The following is a 24,913-nucleotide window of genomic DNA, read 5'->3' as shown; positions in this document are numbered from 1 at the left end:
GAGAGCCAAAAACGCGGAGGCCGGCGGCTCACTTCGAGCCCGCGCGGACGGCCATCCACACGACGCCCCCGATGGCGGCGGCGACACCCACGGCGATGCCCACCAGCGCGAGGGGGTTGTCGTGACGCAGGCGCTGAACGCGCTCCGTCACGCGCTTGGGGACGTTCAGCTTGTATTCGATGGCGTCGATGGTCTCGGCGAGTTCGGCCCTCAGCCGCCCGAGGTCGGCGGTCCCGGTCGGCTCAGTTGTCATAGCGGCCCAACCCCTTCAGCGCGTCGGCGTCGTCTTTGATGCTCGCGATGGTCTTCTGCGGCGCGACGCCGTCCATCTTCTTGAGCGACGAGACGCCGAAGAGCGCGAGCACTGCGGCGATCACGAGCAGGCCGACCACCACGATCAGGGCGGCGAGCCAGGCGGGCAGGGCGACGGCGATTCCGAGGATGGCCGCGGCGACCAGCGATCCCAGCGCGAAGAAGCCCAGCCCCGCGGCGACGACGAACAGGCCTATTCCGACCCCGGCATGTTTCGCCTTCTCGGCGAACTCGGCCTTCAGGTGGTCGAGCTCGGCCTTGAGCAGAGCGACCAGCAGCCGCGGCAGATCGGAGATCAGCGCGCCGAGGGATCTCGATCGGGCCCCGCCCTCGGGTGGCAGGTGGTTGTCGGTCATACGCGTCACCGTACTCCTCGAGTGTTCCGGCTCAAGCGCTCCGGTCGGAGCCGGCGCCGGGGGCGGCGCCGGAAGGGGAGCCGGAGGCGGCATCGGCAGCGTTGTCGACAGCGGCCTTGGCGGCGGGCGACGGCACGGGTGCGCCGGCCTCCTTGCGGCGAGCGGCGGCCTGAGCGGCCAGCTTCTTGGCGGTGTCGAACACGGCGCCCGGGACCTCGCCCACCTTGGCGGCGACGAAGTCTTCGGCGGCGTTCACCTGCTTCTGGATGCCCGGGGACTGCCACACCTTGTCGAACGCCGACTTGATCTGTTCGTATCGCTTGCGCCCGGCGCGTGCGCCGAGCACGTAGCCCACCGCGGCTCCGGCGACAAAGAGAAGCTTTCCGCGCATTGCTGGCCCCGTTCGTCAAAGGTTCTCGGTCAGTGCCCTCCAGCGTAGACCCCTGGTGCGCGTGGCCGCTTCGCGAGCATCCGGGATCACGGATGCGAGTCCGGTTCCGGTGAGCCACGACCCGGTGACCTCGAGCCCGTCGACCGAATCGACGGCCTCGCGGACGCCCCGGATGCGGCCGCCTTCGCCCAGCGCGGCGTAGGGAAGCGCGTTCGTCCACCTGGTGCGGGCGAATCCGGCGAGGTCGGATTCCTGCAGCGGAATATCGAGCAGAGCCGCGGCGTCGGCGAGCGCGAGCGCCCGCAGTCCGGCGTCATCGAGCCCCGACGTCTCGGAGGGCCTTCCTGCCCGGCCGTACGACAGCCGCACGACGTGCGTTCCTGCCCCGACGCTCTCCGCGAGCCAGGACCACTTGGCCGTCGAGTGCGTCATGGCCTTGGCGGTGACGTCGGACTGTTCGGCATCCGCCACCAGCACGCCCGTTCCGCGCGGTGCGGCGGCGAGGCGATCGTCGGTGAGCACGAGAGTCGTGAGCTCCACGCTGGACGCGGGCGGCCAGTCGAGGGCTGCAAGCGTCGCCAGGCTCTCGGATGCTCCCCCGAGCAGTGCGAGCGCGACGGAGGCGGGTGCGGCCAGGATCACCGCATCGGCGTGCACAACCTCGCCGTCGGCCAGGCGCACCGTCCAGCGGGCGGACTCGGGCGCTTCGCCCGCATCCGGGCCCTCAGCGGTCTCACCCGGCTCCGGCGGAGCGTACGGCTCCAGCCCGGTCACGGCCGCGCCGGTCCGCAGCACTCCCCCGCGCGCCTCGAAGTCGGCCACCACCGCGGCGGGCAGCCGCCACATCCCGCCAAGGATGCCGCCCACCGCACTGCCGGCCTTGGCCGTGCTCCGCAACTCGCCGACCGCGCCCGAGAGCGAGCCGAGCCGGGTCAGCGCCGAATTGAGTCCGGGCGCGACCACGTCGATGTCGAGGTCGTCCGGCTGCGCCGAATAGACCCCGGTGGCGATCGGGGCGACGAGACGGTCGAGCACCTTGGCGCCCATCCGTTTGCGCACCAGAACGCCCAGGCTGTGCTCCTGGCCGATCTTCAGCACCGGGATGATCCGGTCGAGGTAGGCGCGCCAGGCGCCGCCCCAGCCGATGGCACGCACCACGTCCGAAGCGAGCGGTGAGCTCGGGATGCCCAGCAGGCCGGCCTTGGGCAACGGGACCGTGTGCGTTCCGTACCGCACCCAGGCGCCGGCCGGATTCGGCTGCACGATGTCGCCGGCGAGTCCGAGCTCCTCGATCAGGGCGGAGACGTGCCCTCCGCGCGTGGCGAAGCTCTCCGCACCGGCGTCGACGGTGATCCCGCCGACCTCGAGGGACGCGACGGAACCGCCCGCCCTGTCGGACGCCTCCAGCAGCGTGACCTCGAACCCGGGACGGGCGCAGTCGCGGGCGGCGACCAGTCCGGCCATCCCGCCGCCGATCACCACGACCCGTGTGGGCGGCACCTCCACGGCATTGCGGACGTAGTCGGCGGGGTCGGACATGCCGGTCACAGTCCGTGCACGAAGCCGACCAGGCGGGTCAGCACGTCAGGATCGGTCTCCGGCGGCACGCCGTGCCCGAGGTTCAGCACGTGCGCCGGAGCGTCGGCGCCCCGCTCGAGCACGTCGAGCACGTGCGCCTGGAGCACCTTCCACGGGGCGGCGAGCATCGCCGGATCGACGTTGCCCTGGATCGGGACGACGTGGCCCAGCCGGCGGCTCGCCTCGTCGAGGGGGATGCGGTAGTCGACGCCGACCACGTCGGCCCCGACCTCGTGCATCGCCTTGAGCAGCTCGCCGGTCCCGACCCCGAAGTGGACGATCGGAACGTTGCGCGTCTCGGTCTGCGGTTCGTCTGCGCGCGCGTCGGCGTCCGCTGCGGCATCCGGAGCGTGCGTCACCACGTAGGTGAGGTCGCGCACATGCGAGAGCGCGCGGGTCGACGCGGGCGCGACGTGCGTCGCGTAGTCGTGCAGTGAGAGCGAACCGGCCCACGAGTCGAACAGCTGCGCGGCGCTGGCGCCGGCCACCACCTGGGTGCGGAGGAAGGCGCCGGTGACGTCGGCCGTCCAGTCCATCAGCCTCGCCCAGGCGATCGGGTCGGCGTGCATCATCGTGCGGGCGCGGATGTGGTCTTTCGAAGGACCGCCCTCGACCAGGTAGGCGGCGAGGGTGAACGGCGCACCGGCGAAACCGATCAAGGGGGTGTCGCCGAGCTCCGCGGTCGTCAGCCGGACGGCCTCGATGATCGGGGCGAACGTCTCGTCGGTGAGGGAGGCCGGGTCGAGCTCGGTGAGCCGCGACACGTCGTCGGCCGTGCGAACCGGGCTGCCGAGCACCGGGCCCTTGCCGGGGACGATGTCGACGTCGACCCCGGCGAGACGCAGCGGGATGACGATGTCGCTGAAGAAGATGCCGGCGTCGACACCGTGGCGGCGCACCGGCTGCAGGGTGATCTCGCTGGCGAGCGCCGGGTCGAGGCAGGCGTCGAGCATCCGGGTGCCGACGCGCAGTTCCCGGTATTCCGGCAGCGAGCGACCCGCCTGACGCATGAACCAGACCGGTGTCACCTCCTGACGCACCCCCTGATATGCGCGGACGAGGCGGGAGGATGCGGTGCGCGCCGCACTGAGCGGATGCGACGGATCGAGGGTGTTCACCCTCTGATTCTGTCAAAGTGCCGGGAATGAAACCTGGGGACCGCGCTGGGGACCCGTCCGATTCGAGGTTCGACGGCAGCAAGCGTAGGATTTCGCCCGTGCTTCTCTGCTTCTCGTCGAGCCACCGCACTGCGGACTTCGACCTTCTTGAACGGCTCGAGCTCCGCGCTCCGGCTGTGAAGGCCGCGCTCGCCGAACACAGCGAAGTCATCAGCGGATCGGTGGTCCTCGCCACCTGCAACCGCTTCGAGGCCTACCTGGATGTGGACGAGCCGCTGACCGCCGCTCTGGCCGTCTCGGCCGAGACCGTGATCGAGGCCGTGAGCGCCGCCGCCGGCATCGACGCCGACGAACTGCGCGCCGCCAGCACGGTCATCTCCGACCACGGAGTCGCCGAGCACCTCTTCGCCGTGTCGAGCGGACTCGAGTCCGTGGTCGTCGGCGAAGGCGAGATCGCCGGGCAGGTCCGCCGGGCGCTCGAGGCCGCGCGAGCATCCGGAACCGTCACGCACGACCTGGAGCGACTCTTCCAGGGGGCGTCCCGCACCTCGCGCGGCGTCAAGAACCGCACCGGCATCACCACGGCCGGACGCTCCATGGTGCGCCTCGCCCTCGACCTGGCCGAGAGCCGGGTGACCGACTGGGCGGCCACCCGCGTGCTGCTCGTCGGCACCGGCGCCTACGCCGGCGCGAGCCTGGCCGCCCTGCGCGATCGCGGAGTCGTCGACGTGCAGGTGTTCTCGCCGTCGGGCCGCGCGGTCAAGTTCGCGCTCTCCCATGACATCCGGCCCGTCGAAGCGGGCGACCTGATCGACGCGATCGCCCAGAGCGACCTCATCGTGACCTGCAGTGCCGCCACCGAACCGATCCTCACCCGCGCCCAGCTGACCGAAGCGCTCGGGATGCCCGGAGCGCTCGAACGCCGCCTGGTGATCGACCTCGGGCTCCCCCGCAACGTCGACCCTGCGGTCGCCGAACTGCGCGGCATCGAACTGCTCGACCTCGAGACCATCAGCCGCCACGCTCCGCTCGACGAGCTGAACGCGGCTCAGGATGCCCGGCTGATCGTCGACGCCGCCGCTGCCGAATTCGCCGCCCAGTCGGCCGAGCAGTCCGTGACCCCGGCGCTCGTCGCGCTGCGCAAGCACGTGTTCGACGTGCTCGACGCCGAGATCGAGCGGGCCCGTTCCCGGGGTGACTCGACCGAGCAGACCGAGTCCGCGCTGCGTCACCTCGCGGGCGTGCTGCTGCACACGCCGTCCGTCCGCGCCCGTGAGCTCGCGCGCTCCGGCGAGGCGCAGGCCGTGGTCGACGCGGCCAACACGCTCTTCGGCCTCGACGTCGACGACGCCTCCGCTGCCGCCGACCGCCGACTGCGCGCGGTCGGCGACGACCAGACCGCCGCATCCTGACCACCCACACCCCAGGAGGACCAGTGAGCAACGGAGCTGACGAAGACCCCCACGGCCTGAACGGCCTGCCGTACGGCGCAGAAGAGCTGCGCACCGAGCGACTGGTCCTGCGGCCGCTCAACACGGACGACCTCGACGACGTGCACGCGTACCAGCGACTCAAAGACGTCGTGCGCTACCTCTACTGGGAGGTGCACGACCACGAGGAGTCGGCGGAGCACCTGAAGAAGCGCATCGCGATGAACCGGCTCGCCGAAGACGGCGACGGCCTCATCTACGCGGTCGAGCTCCCCGACCCCGCGGGCGGCCACGGCCGGGTGGTCGGCGATCTGAGCATCTTCCTCAAGAGCGCGAAGTTCGCCAAGCTCGAGCTCGGCTGGGTGTTCCACCCGGCCGTGCACGGCCGCGGCTACGCCACCGAGGCTGCGGAGGCGGTGCTCAAGGTCTGCTTCGAGAACCTCGGCGCCCACCGCGTGTTCGCCCAGCTCGACCCGCGCAACGAGGCGTCCGCCCGGCTGTGCGAGCGGCTCGGCATGCAGAAGGAGGCGCTGCTGCGCGAGACCGAGATCTTCAAAGGCGAGTGGGGCGACACCGCGGTCTACGCGATGCTCGACCACGAGTACCGCTCCCGGTAGGGGCATCCGGGCGCACCTGCTACGCGTCGTCCTCACCGGAGGGAGTCGCGCCGCTCTCGCCACTGCTGGAGCGATGAGTGTCGTCGCTGCCTTCCTGATCGCGTCACCGGCCTCGGCCGCGCCATCAGCCGGCCTCGTCGTCAACGAGGTGTACGGAGGCGGCGGCAACTCCGGCTCGACGTACAAGAACGACTTCATCGAGCTGACGAACCGCAGCAGCGCTCCGATCGATCTACCAGTTCAGCCCCGCCCTCGCGACCCTCACCGGTCAGGCGTCCGGAGAGCCGATCCTCACCGACCTGATCTCCACGCTGCCTGCGAACGAGCAGTACACGTACGACTTCGAGGGTGTGAGCGAGGTGCTCGACCACATCCTCGTCACAGCGGGTACGGGCGCACCGCAGTACCAGGTCGTGCACATCAACTCCGAGTTCGCCGACCAGGTGAGCGACCACGATCCGCAGGTCGTTCGGCTGCCGTTCGGCAAAGGCAAGCCCGAGTCGCGGCTGATTCCGCCGCGTGCGACCGCGCTCGGCTACAGCGACTCGCTCAACAAGCTCGTTCACAACGGAGTCGCTCTCGGCGGCCTGTCGTCGCTGGCGTTCGACAAGCGCTCGAACTCGTGGATCTCCGCCGTCGACAACCACGCGAGCGATCCCGCCCGGATCTGGTTCCTCCGCGACCTCGCCGACCCGACGGTGGTGCGGGATCCCCTGGTGCTGAAGCGGGCGGACGGAACGCCGTACGACGGCACGACCTCCGACGACGAGGGCCTCGCGGTGCTTCCGAACGGCGACTACGTCGTCAGCTCGGAGACCGAGCCGTCGATCCGGATCTTCGGACGGGACGGCATCCAGAAGTCGTCGCTCCGCGTGCCCGCGCGGTTCACGGTGACCTGCACGACACCGGATGGGCAGGCCACGGGCAACGCGACCCTCGAGGGGCTCACGATCTCGCCGTCGGGGCACACGATCGTCGCGGCGATGGAGGGCGCACTGTCGGGCGACGTGTCGGCGTCCGGTGACGCGACCGCCCACCGGTTCCTCGTCTACACCCAGGATCGCCACGGCGCGTGGTCGCTCGAGAAGCAGGTCGAGTACCGCACCGGAGCCGGGATGCGCATCCCCGAGGTCGCCGCCTACAGCGACGACGCGCTCCTGGTGGAGGAGGCGTCGTTCTCGCCGACCACGGGCAACGCGGTGGACCTCTACGCCGTGAGCGGCCTGAAGGACGCGACCGATGTCAGCGGCGTTCCGAACCTGTCGGCCGCGCCGGCCGGCGACGCACTCGACAAGAAGCTCGTCGCCGACCTGGTGAAGGGGCCCACGCTGGGCGCGACGCCATTGGAGCCGCAGGCGAACCCGCTCCTCGACAACTTCGAGGGGATGGCCATCACAACGCACGGATCGCAGCACGTGCTCGGTGTGAGCCTGATCAGCGACGACAACTTCAGCACGGCGCAGCGGACCCGCGTCCTGAACCTCCAGGTCAAGGTGCAGTAACGCGGCACGTCACGCTCTCGCTCCCCTCTCTTGCCACGGCCTCGGGCGCTGGACAACGTCAGTAGGATTGATTCGGCGGGCCGTCTGCCCGGAGCACAGGACATTTTGGGAGCACCATTGGCTGAACAGTCGAGACTCGATTCGGTAATCACGCTGGCGCAGCACCGCGGATTCGTCTTCCCCTCCGGAGAGATCTACGGCGGAACCCGGTCGGCCTGGGACTACGGGCCTCTCGGCGTGGAGCTCAAAGAGAACATCAAGCGCGAGTGGTGGAACAGCTTCGTCCGCGGACGCGGCGACATGGTCGGCCTCGACTCGGCTGTCATCCTGCCGACGGCCGTCTGGGAGGCATCCGGTCACGTCCAGGTGTTCAGCGACCCGCTCACCGAGTCCCTCGTCACCCACAAGCGCTACCGTGCAGACCACCTCTTCGAGCAGTACGAGGCCGAGCACGGCCACCCGCCGGTGAACGGCCTCGCCGACATCCCCGACCCCGAGCATCCGGACAAGGTCGGCCAGTGGACCGAGATCCGGCAGTTCTCGGGCCTGCTCAAGACCTTCCTCGGCGTCGTCGACGACCAGTCGGGCCTCCACTACCTGCGGCCCGAGACGGCGCAGGGCATCTTCACCAACTTCGCCAACGTGCTCCAGACCTCGCGCAAGAAGCCGCCGTTCGGAATCGGGCAGATCGGCAAGGCGTTCCGCAACGAGATCACGCCCGGAAACTTCATCTTCCGCACCCGCGAGTTCGAGCAGATGGAGATCGAGTTCTTCGTCGAGCCGGGAACCGATGAAGAGTGGCAGCAGACCTGGATGGACCTCTGCTGGGACTGGTTCGTCGACCTGGGCATGACTCCGGAGAACATCCGGTGGTTCGAGCACCCGAAGGACAAGCTCGCTCACTACTCGAAGCGCACCGTCGACATCGAGTACAGGTTCAACTTCCCCGCCGGCGAGTGGGGCGAGCTGATGGGCGTCGCCAACCGCACCGACTACGACCTGCGCGTGCACGTCGAGTCGTCGGGCAAAGACCTCAGCTTCTTCGACCAGAACAAGAACGAGCGCTTCGTGCCCTTCGTGATCGAGCCCTCGTTCGGCCTCACCCGCGCGCTGATGGCGTTCCTGGTCGACGCCTACGACGAGGAGGAGGTGCCGAACGCCAAGGGCGGCACCGACAAGCGCACCGTGCTGCACCTCGATCCGCGCCTGGCGCCTGTCAAGGTCGCGGTGCTCCCGCTGTCACGCAACGAGCGGCTCTCGCCGCTGGCGCGTTCGCTCGCCGACTCCCTCCGCAAGAAGCGCAACGTCGACTTCGACGACTCGGGCGCGATCGGCCGGCGCTACCGCCGCCAGGACGAGATCGGCACGCCGTTCTGCGTCACCGTCGACTTCGAGTCGCTCGACGACAACGCCGTGACCGTGCGCGACCGCGACACCATGAAGCAGGAGCGCATCCCGGTCGACGAGCTCGACGCCTACCTCGCCGGGCGGCTCAAGGAGATCTGAGCCGCCCCGATCGGGGCCCCCGCTATGGCGATGCCACTGTGACCGCGAACGATCCCGTCAAGAGCCCGAAGACGCTCCGCGCTGCCGTGGCGCGCTACGCCTGGCGTGCCCCGGCGAGCCTCGGACTCGCGGCGATCGTGATCGTCACGTCCGTCGTGACCGGCACGCTGTGGCATCCGGCAGCCACCGGCGGGGATGCGCTGGTCTGGGCGGCCGGGGTGTCCACGACGATCGGAAGCGGCTGGTGGTGGACGCCGCTGACGGCGCTGTTCGTCGTCGAGGGCCCCGTGCAGCTGGTCGTCGCGGTGGTGCTGGCCCTCACCGCACTGGCGCTGGCCGAGCGGCTGCTCGGGACCGCGCGCACGATCCTGGCCTTCCTGGTGACCGGTGTGGTGGGCATCCTGCTCGGCGTCCTGATCCAGTGGGCCGCTGCGAACCTCGGCGCGCTCTGGGCCGCCATCGGCTCGTTCGGCTTCACGCTCGACCCGACGGTCGGGATCGTGGGCGCCCTGATCACGGCGAGCGCGTTCGCGACGTCGCTGTGGCGGCGGCGCATCCGGGTGGTGACCTTCACCGTCGTGCTCATGTTCGTGCTCTACAACGGCGACCAGGACAACTTCTACCGGCTGCTCGCCGGGCTTCTCGGCCTCTGGCTGGGCGTGCTGCTCCGGCCGGGGCGTTCCCGGATGCCCCTCCGGCGCAGCTCGCACGCGGAGACCAGGAACCTGGTGGCCTCGATCATCGCGATCACCGGTTTCGGGCCGCTGACCGCCCTGCTGCCGCCCAGTGGATTCGGACCCCTGTCGTTCCTGGCGCAGCTCTTAGCGCGGCCGACGCAGGCGACGCAGGTGTCGCAGGCCGTTCTGGCGGCGTGCGACAAGGATTTCACCGCGAACTGCACCCGCGACCTCGCGGCTTCCGCCGCGACCGGCCTCGGCTCGCTCGTGCTCAGCCTGTTGCCCCTGGTGCTCCTGCTGCTCACGGCGATCGGGCTGAGGCGCGGGCGACACTTCGCGCTCGTCCTCGGCATCGTCGTCAACGCGGCCACCATCCTGCTCGCGTTCATCGTGTTCGGGCTCGGCAACATCTTCATCGACGTGAACAGCGCGAGGGGGTTCGGGCAGCTCGTCGAGATCTCCTTCTGGCTGATCACGGCGCTGCTGGTTCCGATCGGATCGATCGTCCTGCTCGTCACCACGCGGCGGCATTTCCAGCTCCGGGCGCCGCGCAGTGCCGTCGCCCGGTTCGCGTTCATCGTCTCGATCTCGTTCGCCGTCCTCGCGATCGCCTACCTCGTGGCCGGCCTCGCCTCGCTGGACGAGTACGTGCCCAACGCGTCGATCGGTGATGTGTTCGCCTCGACCATCCGGCGCTTCATCCCCACCGGCTTCGATGCGGTGCTGGGGATCGTCATCTACCCGACCGCGCCGGTCGTCGTCGTGCTCTATCAGTGGGTCGGGCCGGCGTTCTGGCTCGTCTTCACCCTCGCGACGCTCCAGCTGTACCGCGCCACCGTCACCGGGCGCACCCACGGCGACGAGCAGCACTTCCGGAGCCTGCTCGAGCGCGGTGGCGGGACCCTCGGCTTCATGGGGACCTGGCCGGGCAACGTCTACTGGTTCAGCGAGGACGGCGAGAGCGCGGTGGCTTACCGGGTGATCGACGGCGTCGCGATCACTCTGTCCGATCCGGTCTGCGAACCGGGCCGGGCCGAGCGCACCATCACCGACTTCATCGCTTTCTGCGACGTCAACAGCTGGACACCCGCGTTCTACAGCGTGCACCGCGAGACCCTCCCCGTGTTCGATTCGCTCGGCTGGCAGTACCTGCCGGTCGGCGAGGAGACGCTGCTGCACCCGCAGACGTCCGCGCCGACGGGCACGCCCTGGCAGGAGGTGCGTCAGGCCCACGACCGCGGCCTCGACGGCGCCGTCGCGACCGTCTGGACCACCTGGAACGAGCTGACGCCGACGATGGCGGCGCAGATCGAGTCGATCTGCGAGCAGTGGCTCTCCGAGAAGGAGCTCCCCGAGCTGGACTTCACCTTCGGCGGCCTGAGCGAGCTCAAAGACCCCGCGGTGCGGCTGTTCCTCGCCATCGCGCCCGACGGCCGGATGCTCGCCGTGACCAGCTGGCTGCCCCGCTATCGCGACGGGCAGGTGGTCGGGTACACGATCGACTTCATGCGGCGCTCGGACGACGCGGAGCCCGGGATCATGGAGTTCGTCATCGCGTCGGCGGCTCTGCGCCTGCAGGAGGACGGCATCGAGGAGATCAGCCTCTCGGGCGCACCTCGTGCGATCGAACCGGAGGGCAACGGCCAGGGCAACGGCGGCGGCGCCGACGCGGCAGAGCGGGCCGCCCTGGACAGCCTTCTCGGCTTCCTCGCCCGCGCCCTCGAACCCGCCCACGGCTTCGCCTCGCTGGCCGCCTTCAAGAGCACCTTCGATCCGACGTACGAGACCGTCTACCTGGCCTACGGCGACTCGCTCGCACTACCGGCCATCGGCACCGCCATCGGCCGGGCCTACCTGCCCGACGTCAGCCCGAAGGAGTATCCGGCGCTCGCGCGGACGCTCATGAACTGACCCGCGCGGCGTAGGTTGGTGCCATGCAGGCTGACACCACCCGCACAGCGATGATCATCGGAGGAACGGGCCAGATCGGCGCTGCCGCGGCCAGGCGTCTGGCGGCCGACGGCTGGTCCGTGCTCATCGGCCACCGCGGGCAGCATTCGGGGGATGCCGGGCTCGCCGACCTCGACGTCACGACCATCCGCCTCGACCGGGACGACACCGAGAGTCTCCTCGCCCGGGCGCGTGGACACGACCTCGTGCTCGACACCGTCGCGTACGAACCCCGCCACGCCGACCAGCTCGCACAGCTGGCCGGCGATGTCGGCTCGCTAGTGGTGATCTCCACCGGCTCGGTCTACACCGGCGCGCACGGAGGCTACCTCGACGTGGTCACCGGGCCCGACGACTTTCCGGACTACCCGATCCCGCTCCGCGAGACGGACGCGACCGTGCGCAACCGCGAGAAGACGTACTCGCCCTTGAAGGCCGCGATGGAGCGGAAGCTGATGGCGGCGGAGGGCCTGCCGGTGAGCATCCTGCGCCCGGGCGCCGTTCACGGGCCGTTCAGTCCGGCCCTCCGCGAATGGTTCTTCATCAAGCGCGCCCTCGACCACCGCGGACGCGTGGTGCTCTCCGACGACGGCACCAACCGGTTCAGCACCTCGGCCACGGTGAACATCGCCGAGCTGGTGTCGCTGTGCGCGAACCAGCCGGGCAGGCGCATCCTGAACGCCGTCGACGAGGACAATCTGAGCGTGGCCGAGATCGCCCGCACGATCTTCGGGGTGCTCGACCGCGAGGTGGAGATCGTCGCCTTCCCCGGCCCTCCGGTCGACAACCTGGGCTCGACGCCGTGGTCGGTCGCGCATCCGCTGCTCCTGAGCATGGCCGCGGCCACCGTCGAGCTCGGCTACCGGCAGCCGGTGAGCTACGCGGATGCGGTGGCCGACGCGGTCGACTGGACGGTGCGCGAAGTGGAGCTGGCCGCCCGCCGCGAGGAAGGGTGGCAGGCGGTGTTCCCGTCGATGGCGGAACGCGCCGTCACGGACAAGTGGTTCGACTACGCGGCGGAGGACGCGTTCGTTCGGGGCCGCGTCACGGGGCGTTGATCCGCTCGCGGGTGGGGTCGGCGCGGGCGTCCGGTGCGGGTTCCGGGCCAGGGTCCGTTGCGAGCGCCGGCTGCGAACCGGGCCCGACCTGCGGCTCCGTCCGGAGTGCCGCCGCCCGATACGCCGCGGCCGCGGCGGCCGCCTCCTGAGCCAGCGCCGTCCGTTTGGCGCGGCGGGCGACCAGCAGCCAGGCCAGCCCGGAGCCGAGCAGGAGCAGCACCGTGAACAGCAGGGTCAGCAGCCCGGCGACGACGGCGTCCCGGGAGATCAGGCGGGTGAGCGTGAACATGCTGTTGAAGAGCCCGTGCGCTGTCGCCACCGCCAGGTAGGTGCCGATGACGCCGAACGTGATGCGGAACCGTCCGTTGCGCGCCGCCGCGAACACCGCCGCGCTCAGCAACGCCGTGAACACCGGATGCAGGAACGGTCCCGTCACCTCCCGCACGATCACGGTCTCGATGAACGACCCGAACGCGTTGCCCTTCTCTGCCCCCAGCGCGAACGCCTGCTCGAGGTAGCTCAGGTTCTCGATGACGCTGAAGCCGAACCCGACCGCGCCGCCCACGAACAGACCGATGCGCGCGTTCTTCACGGGCAGGCGCCAGGCGAGCAGCACGACGAACAGGATCTTCGCCAGCTCCTCCACGACGCCGGCCATGCCCAGCGCGAGGGCGCTCGGCCGCGCCTCGGTGCCGCCGCCCGCGACGTCGATCAGCGAGTTCACGGGGATGGCGAGAAGGGTCGCGCCCGTTCCGCCGACCAGCGCGATGATGACGAGACGGGATGCCGTGAGCCCGTCGGCCGGCCGCAGCCGGTAGGCCATTGTGTACATGATCGACGCGGCGACGGCCACGCTGCCGGTCACGAGCAGGTAGGGCGACAGGAAGACAGGGCCGCCGCTGTCGTCGGCCGGCGCGATCGCGTCGAGGATCAGGCTGAACCCGATGAGCCAGACCCAGATGCCCGCGCACGCGCCCAGGATGATGAATCCGCCGAACCGGCCGAGCCACATGCGCTTGCGGCCGGTGGCGGCGCTTACAGCCGAGCCTGCGGCGGCATCGGATGCTCCGCCGACGGCGACGGTCGCCGGCTCGCGCGGCGGGTGGACGTACGCCGTCCACATCGTGCCCGACCACCAGCGGTACTGCGGGAGGGGCTGCGGGTCGGGGTACCAGCCGCTCGGCGGCAGCTGTGGTGGATAGCCGTAGGTCACAGGTGGATTATCACCGCCGACGGCGCCCGGCGTCGAGTCCCCGGAACGGGAGTCCGACCGTTGTCGCGCAGACGCGCCGGCTTAGAAGACGTACTCCAGCAGGTCGAGGCCGACGGTGCGCATCCCGTCGATCACCGACAGCCGGGTCGGAAGGGTCGCGTCGTCGAAGTACATCGAGACCGCGTAGGTGACGCCGGCCCGCGGGCCGCGCAGCACGCCCACCTCGCTGCGCACGCCGGGGTCGGTGCCCGTCTTGTTGACCAGCAGGATGCCGTGCTCGGCCGAGCGGTGCGAGTGCGGGTCGAGGCCGAACGCGCTCGACACCAGCGAGAAGTCGCTGTTCAGGGAGAGCCAGGAGATGACCCGCTGACTGGTGGGCGGGTCGACGATCTCGCCGCGGGCGAGCGCCGAGAACAGCCAGGTGAGCTCGTTCGCGCTGCCGATCGAGAGCTGCGGGGCGTCATCCGGACCCCGATGGTCGCGCACCAGGTCGAGCAGGGCGGTGCGGGTGAGTCCGAGGGCCTCCGTGCGGGCGCTCACGGCTTCGAGGCCGACCCGGCGCAGCAGGACGTTCGTGGCGAGGTTGTCGCTGGTGGCCCCGATCAGGGCGGCCAGGTCGGCGACGGGCAGCGACGGAACCTGCAGGTGCTGCCAGATCCCGGAGTCGCCCACCGCGTCCTCGGGCGAGCGGTCGATGATCGTGAGAGGGCTGAGCTGGCCGGTCTGGAGCCGCGCTGCGACCTCGACGAGCAGCAGCACCTTGCCGATGCTGGCAGTGGGCATCACGACGTGGTCGTCGACGGAGAAGAGCACGGTCCCGGTCGACAGGTCGGTGGCGCGAGCGGAGACCTGCACCCCGTTGAGCGCGAGCTGGCCGAGGGAGGCGAACCCGCGGCTGAAATTCTCGGAGGCGTCCGATCCGCGGTGGCGCCCGCGACGGAGCGCGGTGTGCCGGCTTCGGCGTTCGGATTCCTGGGTCTGGATCGTCACGGCGGTGGGGGTGTCCTTCATCGGAGGTGATGCGTTCGGCTGCGGCCCCCCGGTCCACGTGTCGGGCGTCCGATCAGGACGACACAACACGCTCGATGTTACCCCCGCGGAGGGGGGACTTGCGCCCCTCCTCCACGGTGGTATGCGCGAGTCACCAGATGGTGACGCGTTCCTCCGGCTCGAGCCAGAGCTTGTCGTCCTCCGTGACGTCGAACGTCTCGTAGAACGCGTCGATGTTGCGCACGATCTGGTTGCAGCGGAACTCGTTCGGCGAGTGCGGGTCGATCGCCAGCAGGCGGATGACCTCCTCGTCGCGCCCCTTCTGCTGCCAGGCCTGCGCCCATGACAGGAAGAAGCGCTGCGCGCCGGTGAGCCCGTCGATGACCGGCGGCTCCTCGCCCTTCAGCGAGATGCGGTAGGCGCGCCAGGCGATGCCGAGACCGCCCAGATCGCCGATGTTCTCGCCGATGGTGAGCGCGCCGTTCACGTGGTGGTCGGGCACCTGTGCCGGGGCGAGGGCGTTGTACTGCTCGATGAGGCTGCCGGTGCGCTCCTCGAACGCCGCGCGGTCGTCCTCGGTCCACCAGTCCTTCAGGCGGCCGTCTCCGTCGTACTTGGAGCCCTGGTCGTCGAACCCGTGCCCGATCTCGTGACCGATCACGGCGCCGATCGCACCGTAGTTGGCCGCGTCGTCCCTGGTCGCGTCGAAGAACGGGAACTGCAGGATGGCCGCCGGGAACACGATCTCGTTGAAGCCGGGGTTGTAGTAGGCGTTGATCGTCTGCGGCGTCATGAACCACTCGTCGCGGTCGAGCGGCTCGCCGATCTTGCCGAGCTCGCGGTTGAACTCGAACGTGCTGGTCGCGCGCACGTTACCGACCAGGTCGGTGGGGTCGATCTCGAGGCTCGAGTAGTCGCGCCATTTGACCGGGTAGCCGATCTTGGGCGTGAACTTCTCCAGCTTGTCGAGGGCGCGCTCGCGGGTGTCCTCCCCCATCCATTCGAGGGTCCGGATGCTCTGCCGGTACGCCTCGATCAGGTTGGCGACCAGCACATCCATGCTCTCTTTGGCGGCGGGCGGGAAGTGCTTCTCCACGTAGATGCGGCCCACGGCCTCACCCATCGCGCCTTCGACCAGGGAGACGCCCCGCTTCCAGCGCGCGCGGATCTCCGGCGTGCCGGTCAGAGTGCGTCCGTAGAAGTCGAAGTTCTCCTCCACGAGATCACCCGAGAGGTACGGAGCGGCGCCGTGGATGATCTGCCAGGCCAGCCAGTCCTTCCAGCTCTCGAGGCGGTCTTCGGTGAGGAGGCTTGCGAGGCCTTCGGTGAACGACGGCTGCCGCAGTACGAGCTCGGACAGGGCTCCCTCGGGGGCGCCGAGCGCCTCCTCCCAGACCGTGAGGTCGGCGTCACCGGCGGCCGAGCCCTGGAAGAGGGCTGCCGCATCCGGCCAGCTGTAGAGGTTGTAGGTCTTCTCCGAGTCGCGGGACTTCACGTTGTCCCAGTGGTGCGACGCGAGGGCCTTCTCCAGGTCGTACACCCGCTGCGAGCGCTCGGGCGCGTCGTCGGAGCCGGCCAGTTCGAACATCCGCTGGATGTGCGCCAGGAATGCCTCGCGGATCGGGGCGAAGCTCTCTTCGCGGAAGTACGACTCGTCGGGCAGCGAGATGCCGGCCTGCTCGGCGAAGACGAGATAGCGTTCCGGGTTGCCCGGGTCGTTGTCGACGAACAGCTGGTAGAAGCCGGCCAGGCCGTGGCGCTCCAGCCTGCCGATGGTGGCGAGCAGGCTCGGGATGCTGTCGACATCGCTTGCGAGGGCCAGCTCGTTCTCGATCGGCTCGGTTCCGAGCTGCTCGATGCGGTCCTCGTCCATGAAGGAGGCGAACAGGTCGCCGAACGTGCGTTCCTCGGTGCCCTCGTCGGCCTTCTGCGCCTCGATGATGATGTCGCGCACGGCGGACTCGGACTCTTCGGCGAGGATCATGAACGAGCCCCAGCGAGCCTTGTCGGCCGGGATCTCGGTACGTGCGATCCACTGGCCGTTCACGTGGCGGTACAGGTCGTCCTGCGGCCGCACGGCCGGGTCGAGTTCAGCGGTTTCGATGCCGGAGCCGATGCCGGACTCGGTGGCGGATTCGGTGGCGGAGTCAGTCATTCCGCCAGCCTACGGTGTCCGGCTTTGACGCGGAATGTCAGCCCCGCGCAGGCACGGTCCGGGGTGTGCGCCCTGCCGCCGTCAGCCTCCGGTAGGAGGTCAGGAACAGGTAGGCGAGCACGCCTTCGACCAGAATCGACACGACCCCGGATGCGCTGCCGAAGCCGGCGAACGACAGCACGAGGTTCACCGTGGCGAGAAGGGCGTAGACGAGCCCGATCACGCCGCTGAGGGCGGGACGGGCGGTCATCCGCCACCACGGCCGGGCGGGCGCGACCGGTTCGCCGGCGCCGCGGAACACCCGCGAGGCCAGGTACCAGCCGACGAGCTGGAGCAACGACAGGGCGATCGACCCGGGCTCGGACGCGAAGGCGTAGAGGACGAGGGTGAGGAACAGGTCGACGGCGAGCAGGATCGCGACGACGACCGCCTTCTGACCGACTGAGACGAAACGCATGGACGAGCCCCTTGTGCAGCGCGCCCACTGGTTTCAGGACGCTGCGTCCAGCATGTCAGATGCTTGTGGGCAGTGGCGGGAGGCCCGCCGACGACGGCGGACGACTCGACCCACCGCGCCGTTTCGCACGGCGGAGGGCCAGCGAGAGGCGAACGCAGGAGACCGTCATGATCGCGGTGAGCGCGAGCTGGCCGACGGCCGGGAAGGCAGAAGAGGCGCCCCCGGTGACGGCGCTCGCGATCGACGCTGCGGTCGCGATCGCGAAGTACAGAGCCCACGTGCCGCTGAGGAAGGGCAGCTCGGTCATGCGCCACCACGGCCGTGGCGGACGGAGTGCCTCGCTTTCACCGCGGAAGAATCGCGTGATGCCCCAGATCGCCGCCGTCTCGGCGAGGGAGACGATGCCGAAGGTCAGCGACTCGTTCATCCCGGCAGCGAGCGCGATGGTTCCGGCCGAGCTGACGAGGAGTACCACGCCGATCACGATCAGCACCTTGTGCGAATACTTCACGATGCGCATATGCCCCCTCCGTCGGCCCTCAGCCTGCCAGAAGGTGCCGGATGCTCGCCAGCCCCGACGGCGGGGCCGCCGTTTGCCAGTAGTTGTCCCCAACACGCCCGGGATGGCCGCAGCTACTGGCAAACGGGCCGCCCGCCGCGCCGCAGCGGCGACGCGCTACGCCGACTCCTGGCCGCGCACCTGCTCCCATTCCTCGAGAAGCAGCGGCATCCGGCCTTCGATGAAGCGGTAGAACTCGGCCATCTCGGTGAGGCGAGCCCGGGCGGTCGACGCGGGGTCTGCGATGGCTGCCGCACCTGCGTCTGCCTGGGCGGCGAGCACGCCGAAGACCGCGTTCTTGCTGGTGAGGGCGGCGTACCAGGCGTCCTCGGGGAGTTCGTAGCGGTCGCGGCGGCTGCCGGTCTGGGCGACGCGGCGGATGATGCCGACGGTCTGCAGGTAGCGCACCGCACCGGAGATGGCGGCCGCACTGGCGCCGAGCTGATCGCTCAGCTCGACGGCGGTGAGGCCGCCGCTCTCGGTGACGGTGAGGGCCATGAGAACTCGGGCCGGCATCTTGGGGAACCCGGCCGCGGTCAGGATGGCGGCGGCGCGCTCGACGACATCACTCAGCGCCTGCTCATCCCTCGTCATTCCCATATCCTTTCATTTCCCCATCGGAGTCAGCCGATGGCGAAGTCCCTCCGCTTGACCAGCACCGCAGCCGCGGCGGTTGCGACGATCGCGATCCCGAACATCCAGAACCCGCCCGTCCAGTCGACGGTTCCCACCACGACGGGCGCATGCGAGAACGGCGACAGGTCCTTGACCCACTGCGGCATGCCGACGAGGCCGCCGAAGATACCGATGAACGCGCCGAGTCCGAGCGCCGCCCACGCGACCGGGATCGTCCAGGTCGGCAGCACGACGAACACCAGCGCCAGCATGCCCAGGTAGACGAACGCCACCGGCAGCTGGGCCGCGGCGGCCGCGAACGAGTCGTTGATGATCGACGCGCCTTCGCCGGCCGAGACCGCCGAGAGCCCGGATGCCAGACCGGCCGCCAGCAGCACCAGCACGACCGCGATCACGCCGTCGAGCAGGAACTCGAGCAGCCAGCGCACCCGCGAGAGCGGCGTGGACATCATGATCTCGGCCGAGCCGCCCGCCTCCTCCTGCCGCAACCGGATGATCACCTGGGTCGCGCACGCCGCAGCGAGCACGCCGACGATCGAGAAGATCGCGGAGATGAAGATCTGGGTGAGCGGTCCGGAGCCGCCCGAGCCGATGGTGCCGAGGGCCTTCCGGATGTTCGCGAGAGCCGGATCGTTGGCGACGGACGAGCTCACCACGCTGCCGAGGGCGCCGGCGAGCAGACCCGTGAAGAGGCCGCCGACGGTCCAGCCGAGGATGGTCGGCCACTGCAGCCGCCACGCGAGGCCGAGCGGTCCGGACAGGGTGCTCCGGGCATCCGCCCGCCCTGCCCGCTCCGGGACGAAGCCGGCACCGCTGTCGCGCACGGACTGGAGCCAGAAGACGACCGCCATCAAAACGACGGCGAGACCGAGGTCGAGCAGCAGCGGAGTCCAGTCGTTCGTCGTGTATGCGCCGGACTGCTCGCCCCAGCCGATCGGGCTGAGCCAGGACGGCCACGCGCTCCTCATGTGCGTGCCGTCGCCGGTGATCGTGCCGGTGGCGTCCCCGATCCCGCGCAGCACGTAGGCGAGCACGACGACCGCGGACGCGAAGCCGTTGGCGCCGCGCGGCGTCATCATCAGCTGGGCGAGCAGCAGGCCGACCGCCAGGAAGGCGATGCCGGCGCCGCCGACCGCCGCACCGGCGACGAACGAGCCGTAGGCGGGAAGCCCCGCCGCGATGAAGCCCAGGCCGACCAGGACCGCGAGCGCCGCGTTGGCCAGCACGCCGTGGATGAGGGTGGCGACCGTGGGCAGGATGCGCGCGGCAGGGGTCGACGCGACCAGCTCGGCGCGCCCGCTCTCCTCCTCCGCGCGGGAGTGCCGCACGGCCAGGAAGGTGCTCATCAGGCCGGCGAGCAGAGCGAGGAAGGTGAAGATCTCGAAGAACGTCACCGCTCCCAGCCCCGTGCCCTGCGGGAGGCCGCGCAGCATGAGGATCGCGGGGTTCGCGATGGCGAGCTTGAGAAGCTCGACGCGACCCGCCGCATTCCCGTAGGTGGTCTGGATGCTCTCGGCCGAGAACAGCGCGAGCAGGGCGATGGACAGCAGCCAGATCACGAGCTGCCAGCGGTCGCGGCGCAGACGCTGCCGCAGCAGGATCCCGAGCGTGTGCATGGCCCCGCGCGGGGCCGGTGAGGCGCTGGTGCGGTCGCGGTGCGCAGGCTCCGCGGAGATCGGGGTGGTCGTGGTCGTGCTCATCGTGCGTTCGCCTCCGCGAGGTCGTCGCCGTAGTGACGCAGGAACAGCTCCTCGAGCGAGGGCGGCGCGACGGTGATGCCCTTGGGGTCGAGCTCGGCGAGCGCGGACAGCACTCCCGAGAGCTTGTCGCTGTCGACCGTGAAGTGCACGCGCCCGTTGTCGGTGCCCACGTCGTGGGCCTGCGGGATGCGCGCCAGCTGCTCCTGGCCGATGCCGTCGGCGAGGAAGGAGACCTCGGTGCGCGTCAGGTGGCGCAGGTCGTCGAGAGTGCCCGATTCGACGGTCTTGCCGGCCCGGATGATGCTGACGCGGTCACAGAGCTGCTCCACCTCCGAGAGGATGTGGCTGGAGAGCAGAACGGTCGCCCCCTCGGCGGAGACCCGCTCGATCTCCGCGTTGAAGGTCGCCTCCATCAGGGGGTCGAGGCCGCTGGTCGGTTCGTCCAGGATGTAGACGTCGGCGGGCGTGGCGAACGCCGCGACGAGGGCGACCTTCTGCCGGTTGCCCTTGGAGTAGGCGCGCCCCTTCTTGCTCGGGTCGAGCTGGAAGACCTCGACGAGGCGCTTCTTGCGCTCGGTGTAGACGGCCTTGTCGGCGGTGCCGCCGCGCAGGCGCGCGAGCAGGTCGATGGCCTCGCCGCCGGAGAGGTTGGGCCACAGGCTCACGTCGCCGGGGACGTAGGCGAGGCGCCGGTGCAGGTCGACGGCGTCCTTCCACGGGTCGCGGCCGAAGAGGGTGGCGCTGCCGCCACTGGACTTGGCGAGACCGAGCAGAATCCGGATGGTCGTGGACTTGCCCGCGCCGTTCGGGCCGAGGAAGCCGTGCACTTCTCCGGCGCTGACCGAGAGGTCGAGCCCGTCGAGAGCCCGCACATGACCGAATCGCTTCTCGAGGCCGCGGGCCTCAATCACTGTGTTCATGAGCGAGACTCTACGCTCTTTTCACAAATTTGTGAAAGTTCCTAACGGAATCTGTGCGCGCGTGTCGCGTGGCGCTCGCGTCAGCCGGTGACGGGCGCCGTGCGCTCCACGACGAAGACGGATCCCGGACGCGCGACCTCGACGGGGCCGTCGAAGCGGGTCTGGGCGCGCACCGCGGCCTCCTCCCCCGAGAGACCGAGCGCGATGTGCGTGACGATCAGGCGTTCGGCCCCGGAACGGGCGGCCGTCGCGCCGGCCTCCTCCGGGGTGTGATGCACCGGATGCTCACCCGGCTCCTGTGCGCCGGTACCGGCCTCGCACAACAGGGCGTCGCATCCGGTCGCCAGCTCGTCGAGGGCGGCGCAGGGCGCGGTGTCGCCGGAGTAGACGAAGGAGCCGTCCGGGCCGTCGACGCGGAGGGCGAAGCCCGGGACGTCGTGGTCGACCTTGCGCCACGAGAGCGACAGGTCGCCGATCGTCGCCTCCCCTCCGCCCGGAGCCGCCGCGAGGTCGGCGAACCCAAACACCAGGTCGAGGCCCGCCTCAGCGCCTCCGCCGAGGAACGACACCATCCGCTCGCGCAGCGTCGACGGGGCGAACAGCGGGATCGGCGGTCGCGGCTCGACGTCGCCGAAGCGGTACGCGTAGTAGGCGGTGAGCAGGTCGGACGTGTGGTCGGCGTGCGTGTGCGAGATCCAGATGGCGCTCACGTCTTCGAGTTGCAGGTGGCGTTGCAGTTCGGCGAGGGTCCCGGGGCCGGCGTCCACCCAGATCGTCGTGTCGCCGCTCTGAACCAGGTAGCCGGAGCAGGCGTTGCCGGGACGCGGGTAGTGGGTCGCGCCGCCCAGAGTGGTCACCCTCATGGGCCGATGCTACTAGCGGATGCTCGCCCGTGACCCCTGTGCGGCCGTCGCCGCAGAGCGGCCGTCGCCACAGAGCGGCCGTCGCCACAGTGCGGCCGTCGCCGCGCGCCTGTCGCCGGCGCGCGATAGCGTTGCCCCGTCGTGAACCACCTCCTCCGCCGCCCGGTCGACCGGGACATCCTGCGCCTCGCCGTCCCGGCCCTGGGTGCCCTCGTCGCCGAACCGATCTTCCTGCTCGCCGACTCGGCCATGGTCGGGCACCTCGGCGTGACGCCGCTGGCCGGGCTGGGGATCGCGAGCGCCATCCTGCAGACCATCGTCGGGCTCATGGTGTTCCTCGCCTACAGCACCACGCCCGCTGTCGCCCGGCGGCTGGGAGCCGGCGACGAGCGCGGCGCCGTGGCGGCCGGCGTCGACGGATGCTGGCTCGCGCTCGGTCTCGGGATCCTGCTGGCGGTCGGCGGCTGGTTCGCTTCGCCCGCGCTCGTGAACCTGTTCGGAGCATCCGCCGCCATCTCAGCGGCAGCGACCACCTACCTCGAGCTGTCGATGCTCGGACTGCCCGCGATGCTGCTCGTGTTCGCCGCGACCGGCCTGCTCCGCGGACTCCAGGACACCCGCACCCCGCTCGCCGTGGCGGTGGGCGGCTTCGCGGTGAACATCCTGCTCAACTTCCTCTTCATCTACGTCGCCGGCCTCGGCATCGCCGGCTCGGCCATCGGGACGGTCGCGGCCCAGTGGGCGATGGTCGTCGTCTACCTGGTGATCGTCGCGCGTCACGCCCGCCGGGTCGGCGCGCCGCTGCTGCCGCACCACACCGGCCTCACCCACACGGCGCGCTCCGGCGGCTGGCTCTTCGTTCGCACCGCGAGCCTGCGCGCCGCGATGCTGCTGGCCGTCTTCACGGCCACGCAGCTGGGTCCGGATGAGCTGGCCGCCTTCCAGGTGACGCTGACGGTCTTCGCGACGGTCGCCTTCGCCCTCGACGCCCTGGCCATCGCAGCCCAGGCGCTGATCGGCATGAACCTCGGCTCCGGAGACCTCGAGACCGTCCGGGCCGTGCTGCGTCGCTGCCTGCAGTGGGGTGTGGGCGCCGGCATCGTGTTCGGCCTGGTCGTCGTCGCGCTCAGCCCGATCGCGGCCGGCCTGTTCACGAACGATCCGTCGGTGGCTGCGCTGCTGCCCGTCCCACTCGCCATCATCGGCGTCGGCGCACCGCTCGGCGGCTACGTCTTCGTTCTCGACGGCGTGCTCATCGGAGCCGGCGACGCGCGCTATCTGGCCCTCACCGGCCTGGCGAACGTGGCGGTCTTCATCCCGATGGCCCTCGCCGTCGGAGCGTGGGGCGGCCACGACGCCTCCGGCCTCGCCTGGCTCACCGCCGCATTCGCCTTCGGCTACCTCGGCGCCCGCGCGCTCACCCTCGGCCTGCGCGCCCGCACCACCCGCTGGATGCGCGCGGGCGTCACCGCCTGACGCCGCCGCGCTGCCGCCTCTGGCCCTGTCGCCTGTCGCCCCTGCCCTGCCGTGCTGTCGCCCTAGGCCTGCCGCGCTGTCGCTAACTCCGGAGGATCCGCCTCCGCGGCCGCGGATCCTCCGTCGCAACGGCACTTTCCTCGGCGTGTCCCGCTGATCCTCCGGAGTTGCTAGCCGCGCGATCCGAGCCACTCCCGAGCAGCGACGACGAGCGCCCGCACGCCGGTATCGATCGTCGGCTGCGCGAGCGGCGCGAAGTGCGGAGAGTGGTTCGAGGGGATGTCCGTGTCCACGGAACCCGCAGCCTGAGCCGCCGCTACCACCGCGGGGTCGGCCCCGCCGAGGATCCAGTACACCAGCGGGACGCCGGCAGCCGTCGCGAGGATCCCGACGTCTTCGCTGCCCGAGAGCGCGCCCGGGTCGAAGAGACGGTCCTCACCGAACTCGGCGGCGAACGCGGCGGTCGTCCGCGCGGTGGCGGCCGGCTCGTTGACGGTCACGGGGTACTGCACGTCGAACTCCACGGTCGGCGCAACCGGCGCTCCGGATGCGGTGGCCTCGGCCGTGATGATCCGGTCGACGGCGCCCAGCACCCTGCCCCGCACCTCTTCACTGAAGCTGCGGACGCTGATGCCGAGCGTGGCATCCGCGGCGATGATGTTGCTCGCACTGCCCGCGTGCAGTGAGCCGACGGTGACGACGGCGGTGTCCTTCGGGGCGATCTCGCGCGAGACGACGGTCTGCAGCCGCATGACAGTCGCCGCGGCCATCACGACCGGGTCGATGGTGGTCTCGGGGCGGGAGCCGTGACCGCCGCGACCGTGGAGGGTCACCTCCATCGTGTCGACGGCTGCCATCGCCGCTCCGGAGTGGGCTCCGAGCATGCCGGCGGGCAGCGAGGTCACGTGCTGGCCGAGCACCACATCCGGTGTTGGAATCTTCTCGTACAGGCCGTCGTCGACCATCACCCTGGCGCCTCCGCCGTGCTCCTCGGCAGGCTGGAACAGCGCGATCAACGTGCCCGTCCACTCGTCGCGGGAGGCGGCCATCGCCTCGACCGCTCCGATCAGGCAGGTGATGTGGATGTCGTGCCCGCAGGCGTGCATGACGGGGACGGTCGCTCCCGTGTGGTCGGTGGCGGTCTGGGTGGATGCCCAGGCGAGGCCGGTGTCCTCCTTGACGGGGAGCGCATCCATGTCGGCCCGCAGCAGCACGGTCGGGCCTTCACCGTTGGTCAGGACGCCGACGGCTCCCGTGCGGCCGATGCCGGTGGTGACGTCGAGGCCGAGCGCGCGCAGATGCTCGGCGACGAGGCCGGCCGTGCGGTGTTCGGCGAAGGAGAGCTCGGGGTGACTGTGCAGGTCGCGGTACAGGGCTTCGAGGTCGGTCATGCGCTCCAGCCTAGGGAACCGTCCGGGGTGGCTGCGGCAGGTCCGGATGCTCGGCGCG

22 protein-coding genes are annotated in these 24,913 nt (G+C 70.3%); 7 read left to right on the top strand and 15 right to left on the bottom strand.

The genetic code is table 11. The features are described 5' to 3' along the window. Positions 1–28 precede the first annotated feature (28 nt). From ACFVV5_RS16260 to hemE, 5 genes are read right to left on the bottom strand one after another with little or no spacing between them, the layout of a single operon-like run. Entirely contained in the window at positions 29–253 is a 225-nt protein-coding gene (locus ACFVV5_RS16260) for a DUF3618 domain-containing protein (RefSeq protein ID WP_387246169.1), read from the bottom strand. Next, positions 243–668, bottom strand: coding sequence for a phage holin family protein (locus ACFVV5_RS16255; RefSeq protein ID WP_387246167.1), 426 nt, complete (start codon positions 666–668; stop codon positions 243–245). Before ACFVV5_RS16255 ends, ACFVV5_RS16260 begins: the two co-directional genes overlap by 11 nt. 31 nt (positions 669–699) lie before the next feature. Next, positions 700–1,059: a hypothetical protein gene (locus ACFVV5_RS16250; protein WP_387246165.1), complete on the bottom strand. Its 360-nt coding sequence runs from the start codon at positions 1,057–1,059 to the stop codon at positions 700–702. Positions 1,060–1,074: 15 nt separating this feature from the next. Then, positions 1,075–2,598 carry a protoporphyrinogen/coproporphyrinogen oxidase gene (locus ACFVV5_RS16245; RefSeq protein WP_387246163.1) on the bottom strand — a complete coding sequence of 508 codons (1,524 nt, stop codon included), beginning with the start codon at positions 2,596–2,598 and terminating at the stop codon, positions 1,075–1,077. Between the two features lie 5 nt (positions 2,599–2,603). Beyond that, entirely contained in the window at positions 2,604–3,755 is a 1,152-nt protein-coding gene (hemE, locus tag ACFVV5_RS16240; protein WP_387246161.1) for a uroporphyrinogen decarboxylase, read from the bottom strand. Positions 3,756–3,853: 98 nt separating this feature from the next. Between hemE and ACFVV5_RS16235 the strand changes: the two genes are divergently transcribed. From ACFVV5_RS16235 to ACFVV5_RS16210, 6 genes are all read left to right on the top strand, one after another. Continuing rightward, positions 3,854–5,167, top strand: a complete 1,314-nt coding sequence (locus ACFVV5_RS16235; protein WP_387246159.1) for a glutamyl-tRNA reductase — start codon at positions 3,854–3,856, stop codon at positions 5,165–5,167. Positions 5,168–5,190: 23 nt separating this feature from the next. Further along, positions 5,191–5,802 carry a GNAT family N-acetyltransferase gene (locus ACFVV5_RS16230; RefSeq protein WP_387246157.1) on the top strand — a complete coding sequence of 204 codons (612 nt, stop codon included), beginning with the start codon at positions 5,191–5,193 and terminating at the stop codon, positions 5,800–5,802. A gap of 350 nt (positions 5,803–6,152) precedes the next feature. Then, complete coding sequence (locus tag ACFVV5_RS16225; RefSeq protein WP_387246155.1) at positions 6,153–7,304, top strand: esterase-like activity of phytase family protein; 1,152 nt, start codon at positions 6,153–6,155, stop codon at positions 7,302–7,304. Between the two features lie 117 nt (positions 7,305–7,421). Further along, positions 7,422–8,810, top strand: coding sequence for a glycine--tRNA ligase (locus ACFVV5_RS16220; protein WP_387246153.1), 1,389 nt, complete (start codon positions 7,422–7,424; stop codon positions 8,808–8,810). A gap of 38 nt (positions 8,811–8,848) precedes the next feature. Then, entirely contained in the window at positions 8,849–11,398 is a 2,550-nt protein-coding gene (locus ACFVV5_RS16215; RefSeq protein WP_387246151.1) for a phosphatidylglycerol lysyltransferase domain-containing protein, read from the top strand. Positions 11,399–11,421: 23 nt separating this feature from the next. Beyond that, the gene (locus ACFVV5_RS16210) at positions 11,422–12,495 is read left to right on the top strand and encodes an NAD-dependent epimerase/dehydratase family protein (protein WP_387246149.1); all 1,074 of its coding nucleotides are present in this window, start codon (positions 11,422–11,424) and stop codon (positions 12,493–12,495) included. On the opposite strand, the gene ACFVV5_RS16205 is transcribed toward ACFVV5_RS16210, so the two are convergent. From ACFVV5_RS16205 to ACFVV5_RS16165, 9 genes are all read right to left on the bottom strand, one after another. Beyond that, entirely contained in the window at positions 12,482–13,708 is a 1,227-nt protein-coding gene (locus tag ACFVV5_RS16205) for a PrsW family glutamic-type intramembrane protease (protein WP_387246147.1), read from the bottom strand. The two genes, ACFVV5_RS16210 and ACFVV5_RS16205, sit on opposite strands and share 14 nt — an antisense overlap. 81 nt (positions 13,709–13,789) lie before the next feature. Next, the gene (locus ACFVV5_RS16200) at positions 13,790–14,719 is read right to left on the bottom strand and encodes a serine hydrolase (protein ID WP_387246145.1); all 930 of its coding nucleotides are present in this window, start codon (positions 14,717–14,719) and stop codon (positions 13,790–13,792) included. Positions 14,720–14,849: 130 nt separating this feature from the next. Beyond that, on the bottom strand, positions 14,850–16,853 hold the full coding sequence (locus tag ACFVV5_RS16195) for a M13 family metallopeptidase (protein WP_387246143.1): 2,004 nt from the start codon (positions 16,851–16,853) through the stop codon (positions 14,850–14,852). 37 nt (positions 16,854–16,890) lie between these two features. Beyond that, complete coding sequence (locus ACFVV5_RS16190) at positions 16,891–17,310, bottom strand: hypothetical protein (RefSeq protein WP_387246141.1); 420 nt, start codon at positions 17,308–17,310, stop codon at positions 16,891–16,893. Positions 17,311–17,365: 55 nt separating this feature from the next. Next, entirely contained in the window at positions 17,366–17,830 is a 465-nt protein-coding gene (locus tag ACFVV5_RS16185; protein WP_387246139.1) for a hypothetical protein, read from the bottom strand. A gap of 156 nt (positions 17,831–17,986) precedes the next feature. Next, entirely contained in the window at positions 17,987–18,463 is a 477-nt protein-coding gene (locus ACFVV5_RS16180) for a GbsR/MarR family transcriptional regulator (RefSeq protein WP_387246137.1), read from the bottom strand. A gap of 29 nt (positions 18,464–18,492) precedes the next feature. Then, positions 18,493–20,205, bottom strand: coding sequence for an ABC transporter permease (locus tag ACFVV5_RS16175; RefSeq protein WP_387246136.1), 1,713 nt, complete (start codon positions 20,203–20,205; stop codon positions 18,493–18,495). After that, complete coding sequence (locus ACFVV5_RS16170; RefSeq protein ID WP_387246134.1) at positions 20,202–21,125, bottom strand: ATP-binding cassette domain-containing protein; 924 nt, start codon at positions 21,123–21,125, stop codon at positions 20,202–20,204. The genes ACFVV5_RS16175 and ACFVV5_RS16170 overlap by 4 nt, the downstream gene beginning before the upstream one ends. A gap of 80 nt (positions 21,126–21,205) precedes the next feature. Beyond that, positions 21,206–21,988 carry an MBL fold metallo-hydrolase gene (locus ACFVV5_RS16165; protein WP_387246132.1) on the bottom strand — a complete coding sequence of 261 codons (783 nt, stop codon included), beginning with the start codon at positions 21,986–21,988 and terminating at the stop codon, positions 21,206–21,208. Between the two features lie 141 nt (positions 21,989–22,129). Here ACFVV5_RS16165 and ACFVV5_RS16160 point away from each other — a divergent pair, with 141 nt between their 5' ends. Further along, complete coding sequence (locus ACFVV5_RS16160) at positions 22,130–23,464, top strand: MATE family efflux transporter (RefSeq protein WP_387246130.1); 1,335 nt, start codon at positions 22,130–22,132, stop codon at positions 23,462–23,464. A 170-nt stretch (positions 23,465–23,634) separates the two neighbouring features. Here the strand turns inward: ACFVV5_RS16160 and ACFVV5_RS16155 are convergent, their stop codons facing one another. Next, positions 23,635–24,855 (bottom strand): amidohydrolase, encoded by a 1,221-nt coding sequence (locus ACFVV5_RS16155; protein ID WP_387246128.1) that lies wholly within the window; start codon positions 24,853–24,855, stop codon positions 23,635–23,637. Positions 24,856–24,913 lie beyond the last annotated feature (58 nt).

The sequence above is a fragment of the Leifsonia sp. NPDC058248 genome, assembly GCF_042881905.1.
GTDB lineage: Bacteria > Actinomycetota > Actinomycetes > Actinomycetales > Microbacteriaceae > Leifsonia.
Note: the sequence above shows the minus strand (reverse complement) of the source record. Positions and strands in the feature narration are given on the sequence as shown.